The organism is Bradyrhizobium sp. LTSP849, from assembly GCF_000938255.1.
Taxonomy (GTDB): domain Bacteria; phylum Pseudomonadota; class Alphaproteobacteria; order Rhizobiales; family Xanthobacteraceae; genus Bradyrhizobium.
Genome location: NZ_JYMR01000056.1, coordinates 184,300 through 191,141 on the forward strand (window position 1 = coordinate 184,300; position 6,842 = coordinate 191,141).

The 6,842-nt window shown below is 65.1% G+C and carries 4 protein-coding genes; 3 read left to right on the forward strand and 1 reads right to left on the reverse strand.

The features are described from left to right. Positions 1 to 19 precede the first annotated feature (19 nt). From hutI to hutU, 3 genes are read left to right on the forward strand one after another with little or no spacing between them, the layout of a single operon-like run. On the forward strand, positions 20 to 1,234 hold the full coding sequence (gene hutI / locus UB31_RS38035; RefSeq protein ID WP_045014499.1) for an imidazolonepropionase: 1,215 nt from the start codon (positions 20 to 22) through the stop codon (positions 1,232 to 1,234). Further along, a complete protein-coding gene (gene hutH, locus UB31_RS38040) occupies positions 1,234 to 2,790 on the forward strand; it encodes a histidine ammonia-lyase (RefSeq protein ID WP_502691321.1) in 1,557 nt (518 codons plus the stop codon). Before hutI ends, hutH begins: the two co-directional genes overlap by 1 nt. Before the next feature lie 41 nt (positions 2,791 to 2,831). Beyond that, positions 2,832 to 4,502, forward strand: a complete 1,671-nt coding sequence (gene hutU, locus UB31_RS38045; RefSeq protein WP_045014733.1) for a urocanate hydratase — start codon at positions 2,832 to 2,834, stop codon at positions 4,500 to 4,502. 7 nt (positions 4,503 to 4,509) lie between these two features. On the opposite strand, the gene UB31_RS38050 is transcribed toward hutU, so the two are convergent. Continuing rightward, on the reverse strand, positions 4,510 to 6,525 hold the full coding sequence (locus UB31_RS38050; protein ID WP_045014501.1) for a putative bifunctional diguanylate cyclase/phosphodiesterase: 2,016 nt from the start codon (positions 6,523 to 6,525) through the stop codon (positions 4,510 to 4,512). Positions 6,526 to 6,842 lie beyond the last annotated feature (317 nt).

Here is a 6,842-nt window from a genome sequence, read left to right on the forward strand (position 1 = left end):
ACTGCGAAGGGACATCCGCATGGCAGAGCGCTTCGACCGGATCTGGCATAACGTCCGGCTCGCCACGATGCGGGCCGACCGCTCCGATTTCGGCGAGATCGAGCATGGAGTGATTGCCGCGCGCGGCGGCCACATTGCCTATGCGGGCGCAGAGACGGACTTCCCGGCGGATGCGGATGCGATCAAGCGGATCGATTGTGAGGGGCGCTGGATCACGCCCGGTCTCGTCGACTGCCACACCCACCTCGTCTATGGCGGTAACCGCGCGCACGAGTTCGAGCTGAGCCTGAAGGGCGCGAGCTATGAAGAAATCGCGCGCGCTGGCGGCGGCATCGTCTCGACGGTGGCCGCGACGCGCAAGGCGAGCGAGGACGAGCTTGTCGCGCGCGCGCTGCTGCGGCTCGATGCGTTGATCGGCGAGGGCGCGACCACGGTCGAGATCAAGTCCGGCTATGGCCTCGATACCGAGACGGAAATGCGGCAGCTCGCGGCCGCCCGCAGTCTCGGTCGCCAGCGGCCGGTTTCGATCCGCACGTCTTTTCTCGGCGCGCATGCGCTGCCGCCGGAGGCCGATGGCGACAAGGACCACTACATCGATCTCGTCTGCAAGGAGATGCTGCCCGCGATAGCGAAGGCCGGTCTCGCCGATGCCGTCGATGCCTTCATGGAAGGCATTGCGTTTTCCGGCGAGCAGACGGCGAGAGTCTTCGAGACGGCGAAGGGGCTAGGGCTGCCGGTCAAGCTCCACGCCGACCAATTGTCGAATCTTGGCGGCGCGGCGCTCGCCGCAAAATTCTCCGCGCTCTCCGCCGATCACCTCGAACATACTGATGAGGCCGGTGCAGCCGCGATGGCGAAGGCCGGGACGGTGGCCGTGCTGCTGCCCGGCGCGTTCTACTTCATTCGCGAAACGCAAAAGCCGCCGGTCGAGGCATTCCGCAAGCATGGCGTTCCCATGGCGCTCGCGACCGACTGCAACCCTGGCAGCTCGCCGCTGACCTCGCTGCTGCTTACCATGAACATGGGGGCGACGCTGTTCCGGATGACGGTGGCCGAATGTCTTGCCGGCGTCACCCGCGAAGGCGCGCGCGCGCTCGGCTTGCTGGGGGAGACCGGCACGCTGGAGGCCGGCAAATGGTGCGACCTCGCGATCTGGGACATCGAGCGGCCCGCCGAGCTCGTCTACCGTATCGGCTTCAATCCGTTGCACCGCCGGGTGTGGAGGGGACAGTGATGGAGTGGGGCTCAGCAATCGTCGTCAAACCGGGAACGGTCAGTCTCGACGATCTCGCGCGCGTGCTTGCGGGGCAATGCGTCGTGCTTGATCCCTCGTTCTGGCCGCGCGTCGAAGCGGCTGCGGCGATCGTTGCGAAGGCAGCGCAGGCCGACGCGCCGGTCTATGGCATCAATACCGGCTTTGGGAAACTGGCGTCGAAGCGCATTCCGCCCGATCAGACCGCGTTGCTCCAGCGCAATCTCATCGTCTCGCATTGCTGCGGCGTTGGCCCGGCAACGCCAGAGCCGATTGTGCGGCTGATGATAGCGTTGAAGATCGTCTCGCTCGGCCGCGGCGCCTCCGGCGTGCGCCGCGAGGTAATCGACCAGTTGCAGGCCATGCTGGCGCGGCGCGTCTTTCCGCTGGTGCCGCAGCAGGGCTCGGTCGGCGCTTCCGGCGATCTCGCGCCGCTCGCGCACATGACCGCGGTGATGATCGGAGAGGGGCAGGCGATCGTCGATGGCAAGACCGTGTCCGGCAGCGATGCGCTGGCGGCCGTCGGCCTCGCGCCGCTGACGCTCGGCCCCAAGGAGGGGCTCGCGCTGATCAACGGCACGCAATTCTCGACCGCTTATGCCATCTCCGGCGTGCTGCGCGCATTTCGCCTGGCCCGCGCCGCGCTCGTGACCGGCGCGCTGTCGGTCGATGCGGCGATGGCGTCGACGGTGCCGTTCCGCCCCGAGATCCAGGCGCTGCGCGGTCATGCCGGGCAGATTGCAGCGGCCACAGCGCTGATGGCGCTGCTCGACGGCAGCGATATCAGGCTGTCGCATCTCGAAGGCGACGAACGCGTGCAGGATCCCTATTGCCTGCGCTGCCAGCCGCAGGTCGCGGGCGCTGCGCTCGACCTGATCATGCAGGCGGCGCGTACGTTGATCGTTGAGGCCAACGCCGTCACCGACAATCCGCTCGTTCTGGTCGAAACCAGCGAGATCGTTTCCGGCGGCAATTTCCACGCCGAGCCGGTGGCCTTTGCCGCCGACACAATTGCGCTGGCGCTGTCGGAGATCGGCGCGATCAGCGAGCGGCGCATTGCGACGCTGGTCGATCCCGCGCTGAATTTCGGTCTCCCGCCGTTCCTGACGCCCGATCCCGGTATCAATTCCGGCTTCATGATCGCCGAGGTGACGGCGGCGGCGCTCTACGCCGAGAACAAGCAGCGTGCGGCTGCCTGCTCGATCGACTCGACGCCGACCAGCGCCAACCAGGAAGACCACGTCTCGATGGCCGCGCATGCCGCGCGGCGTCTGTCCGATATGGCCGACAATCTCGCCGCCATCCTTGGCATCGAGCTTCTGGTCGCGGCCCAAGGCATCACCCTGCGCGCCCCGCATGCGACGAGCGCACCGCTCGTTGCCGTCATTGCCGCGTTGCGCGAGCAGGTGCCCGCGCTCGGCGCCGACCGCTACATGGCCGGCGATCTCGCCAAGGCGGCCGTGTTGATCGAAGCAGACGCGCTTCCGGCCGTGGTAATCGCTGCCCTTTCGACCGATCCGTTTCCGAGACTTGACTGAACCAGACTTGATTGAAAAAAGACTTGCCCGAAGAGGTCTTCATGAATCGCCGACTGGACAACGACCGCACCATCCGCGCTCCCCGCGGCAGCGACATCAGCGCCAAGAGCTGGCTGACTGAGGCGCCGCTGCGCATGCTCATGAACAATCTCGATCCGGAAGTCGCCGAACGCCCGAGTGAGCTCGTGGTCTATGGCGGCATCGGCCGCGCCGCGCGCGACTGGGAAAGCTTTGACCGGATTGTTGCATCGCTTCGCGCGCTCGAAGGCGACCAGACCTTGCTGGTCCAGTCCGGCAAGCCGGTCGGCGTCTTCCGCACCCATGCGGATGCGCCGCGCGTGCTGATCGCCAATTCCAATCTTGTGCCGCATTGGGCCACGCTCGACCATTTCAACGAGCTCGATCGCAAGGGCCTGATGATGTATGGCCAGATGACCGCCGGCTCCTGGATCTATATCGGCAGCCAGGGCATCGTGCAGGGCACCTACGAGACTTTTGTCGAGGTCGGGCGCCGGCACTATGGCGGCAGCCTTGCCGGCAAATGGATTCTCACCGCCGGTCTCGGCGGCATGGGCGGTGCGCAGCCGCTGGCTGCGACCATGGCCGGTGCCTCGATGCTCGCGGTCGAATGCCAGCCGAGCCGTATCGAGATGCGGCTGCGCACGGGCTATCTTGACCGCCAGGCCGCGACGCTCGATGAAGCGCTCGCGATCATGGCGGAGGCCGCGCAGACGAAGAAGGCGGTCTCGGTCGGCCTGCTCGGCAATGCCGCAGAGATCTTTCCCGAACTGGTGCGTCGCGGCGTCAAGCCCGACATCGTCACCGACCAGACCAGCGCGCATGATCCGATCAACGGGTATCTGCCGAAGGGCTGGACGCTGGCCGAATGGGAGGCGAAACGCGCTGCCGATCCCAAGGCGGTCGAGCGCGCCTCAAAAACCTCGATGGTTGAGCACGTCCAGGCAATGCTGGATTTCCACGCGCAGGGAATCCCGACGCTCGACTACGGCAACAACATTCGTCAGATGGCGCAGGACATGGGCCTGAAGAACGCCTTCGATTTCCCGGGCTTCGTTCCCGCCTATATCCGTCCCTTGTTCTGCCGCGGTGTCGGTCCGTTCCGTTGGGCCGCGCTCTCGGGCGATCCCGAGGATATCTTCAAGACCGACGCCAAGGTCAAGGAGCTGATGCCTGATGACAAGCATCTGCACAATTGGCTCGACATGGCCAAGGCGCGCATCAAATTCCAGGGCTTGCCCGCGCGGATCTGCTGGGTTGGCCTCGGTGATCGCCATCGGCTCGGTCTTGCCTTTAACGAAATGGTGGCGAGTGGTGAGCTGAAGGCGCCGGTCGTGATCGGCCGCGATCATCTCGACAGCGGCTCGGTGGCAAGCCCGAACCGCGAGACCGAAGCGATGCGCGATGGCTCGGATGCAGTGTCCGACTGGCCCTTGCTCAACGCTCTCTTGAACTGCGCCAGCGGCGCGACCTGGGTGTCGCTGCATCATGGCGGTGGCGTCGGCATCGGCTATTCCCAGCATGCCGGCATGGTGATCGTCGCCGACGGCACGCCGGACGCCGCGCGCCGGATCGAGCGCGTGCTCTGGAACGACCCGGCGACCGGCGTCATGCGCCATGCGGACGCGGGCTACGAGACTGCGATCGAGTGTGCCGGCACCAACGGGCTCGATCTGCCGAGCCTGGCGAGGTAGTTCGATCTCAGGCCACGACTTTGGCCGCGTCCGTCGTTTCCCGGAGGCGCTGCCGCTCCTTCGCGAGGTAGCCGTCGATCGTGGCGCACGGCATGGGTTTTGCGAAATAATAGCCCTGGATGAAGTCACATCCCAGGCGGCGCAAGCTGTCGAGCTGAGCGCGGGTCTCGACGCCCTCGACGACGCAGGCGATCTCCATGTCGTCGCACAGGCCCGCGAGCGACTTGATGATCTTGTGGCTGACCGGATTGTCGTTGATATCGGCGACGAAGCTGCGATCGACCTTGATCTTGTCGAGCGGCAGGCGGTGCACGTGGCTCAATGATGAATAGCCAGTGCCGAAATCGTCCAGCGAGATGCCGCAGCCCATCGCCTTCAGCGCAGCGATCGATTGCTGTGCACGCACGAAGTCGAAGGTGACGGCGGTCTCGGTGATCTCGAAATCGATCCGGCGCGGCGGCACGCCGCTCTTCTCGATGATGGTGATCAACGGCAGGATGCCCTCGGACGAGCAAACGTCGTGGGCCGAGAGGTTGAACGACAGGTGGATATCGTCTGGCCAGGTCTTCGCGGCCGCCAGCGCGCGAACCAGAAGCGCCTGCGTCAGCGGACGGATCAGGCCGATGCGCTCGGCGGCCGGAATGAAATCGGCCGGCGAAACCCAGCCGAGGCGGGGGCTTTGCCAGCGCGCCAGCGCCTCGAAGCCCGCGGTGTGCTCGCTCATGGCATCGACGATCGGCTGGAATACCAGCTCCATCTCGGCGCCGAAATCGGAGGTGCGCAAGAGATTTTCGATGACGCCGCGGCTGCGGATCTCGGCCTCGAGCTCGCTCGAGAAGATCACGGTGCGGCCGCGCAGATGGCGCTTGGCGTGATAGAGCGAATAGTCCGCACATTCATAGAGCGCTTCCGCCGTCGTCGCCGAGTCCGGGAATTGCGCAAAGCCGATCGAGCAGGATAGGCCGGTGTGCGCGGTGTCGACCTGATAAGGCAGCTTGACCTGGTCGCCGATGCACTGACCGAGCCGCATCAGATCGTCATCGTCAGGGTCGCCGCTCACTACGAGACCAAACTCGTCGCCGCCGAGGCGTGCGAACTCGACGCGATGTGGGCCAAAACCCTCGCAGACCTCGCGGACGCGGCGTCCGGCCTCGATCAGGACACGGTCGCCAACCGAATGGCCGTAATTGTCGTTGATCGGCTTGAAGCCGTCGAGGTCGATAATGCCGACGGCGACCCGAACGCCCCGGCGCTCGGCATCGCCAAAGGCGCTCGACAGCTCGGCGAAGAAACGGCGGCGGTTCGGCAGCTCGGTCAGGGAATCGAGATTGGCGAGGCGGAAATTCTCGTCGGAGAGCGCTTGCGTCGCTGCCTGCTGCGCGAGCAGCGATTTGCGGCTGGCAACGAGATCGGCGAAGTCGCGGTAGTAGATGACCAGCACCGTCACCATCGCGCCGGAGACGAGCAGATTGTTGACCGCGATCGCTTTCAGTGTCGGCTCGCCGGTAGCCCAGAAGAACAGCACATAGGGCACGTCGACGACCAGGGTGACGATCAGCGCTGCCGAGCGCAGATGCATCAGAGAGAAGATGCAGCCGATCACGGTCACCGCCATGTAGAAGGCGACCTGGCTCTTGGCGAAGGGATCGCCGTAAGGGTAGAGCGCAAAGGACCAGATCGTGAAGCCGGCGCCGATCGGCAATGTCATCCAGTTGGTGGCGCGCAGATTGCGCAGGATGTCGGCGTCGCTGCGCACGAGATGACGCTGGCGCAGCCACCAGAACGTCCGAAGCGCTGCAAGCGCGGTCAGCACGCTCGGAACGATCATCGTCAGCCAGTCCGGCGCCACGTTCACATACGTATAGGCGACCGCGATCGTGTTGCTGATCAGGATGAAGTAGAGCAGCGGGACCTGCTTGGAGAAGGCGTCGAACTGCGCGCGCGTCAGGTCCGGATTGTCGGCCGGCACGCGGAACAGCCGCACTGCGGCGGAGAGGTAAGACTTCAAATCGGCAACAGGCATTGCAATACGCGCCCCGGATCCCTTCAAAAGGGGGCGATCTTGCACAGCTCGGGTAAAGGCCGCGTTAGATGGGTTTCTCGCAAAAAGCCCGCGCAGGTTGCACGCTACCGCCAAATGTTTCCGGTCGCGTGCATTGGTGAGGCGGCGTTAAGGATATGAGCCGGCAGAGGCCGGCCTATCGGCCGCAAGCTATCCGTAATAGCCGCAGCTACGTTCTGCTAACCATCGTGACGGCGCGGTGCTGCGTATAGCTGCGCGCGCTTGTCCTGCATGCCATAGACCTCGGGATGCGGCCCGAGCAGCACATCAATCTTCAT

Bases quoted from the DNA above. Each gene is read 5' to 3' on its own strand.
- hutI (WP_045014499.1), top strand. From the start codon at position 20: ATGGCAGAGCGCTTCGACCGGATCTGGCATAACGTCCGGCTCGCCACG.
- UB31_RS38050 (WP_045014501.1), bottom strand. From the start codon at position 6,525: ATGCCTGTTGCCGATTTGAAGTCTTACCTCTCCGCCGCAGTGCGGCTG.
- hutH (WP_502691321.1), top strand. From the start codon at position 1,234: ATGGAGTGGGGCTCAGCAATCGTCGTCAAACCGGGAACGGTCAGTCTC.
- hutU (WP_045014733.1), top strand. From the start codon at position 2,832: ATGAATCGCCGACTGGACAACGACCGCACCATCCGCGCTCCCCGCGGC.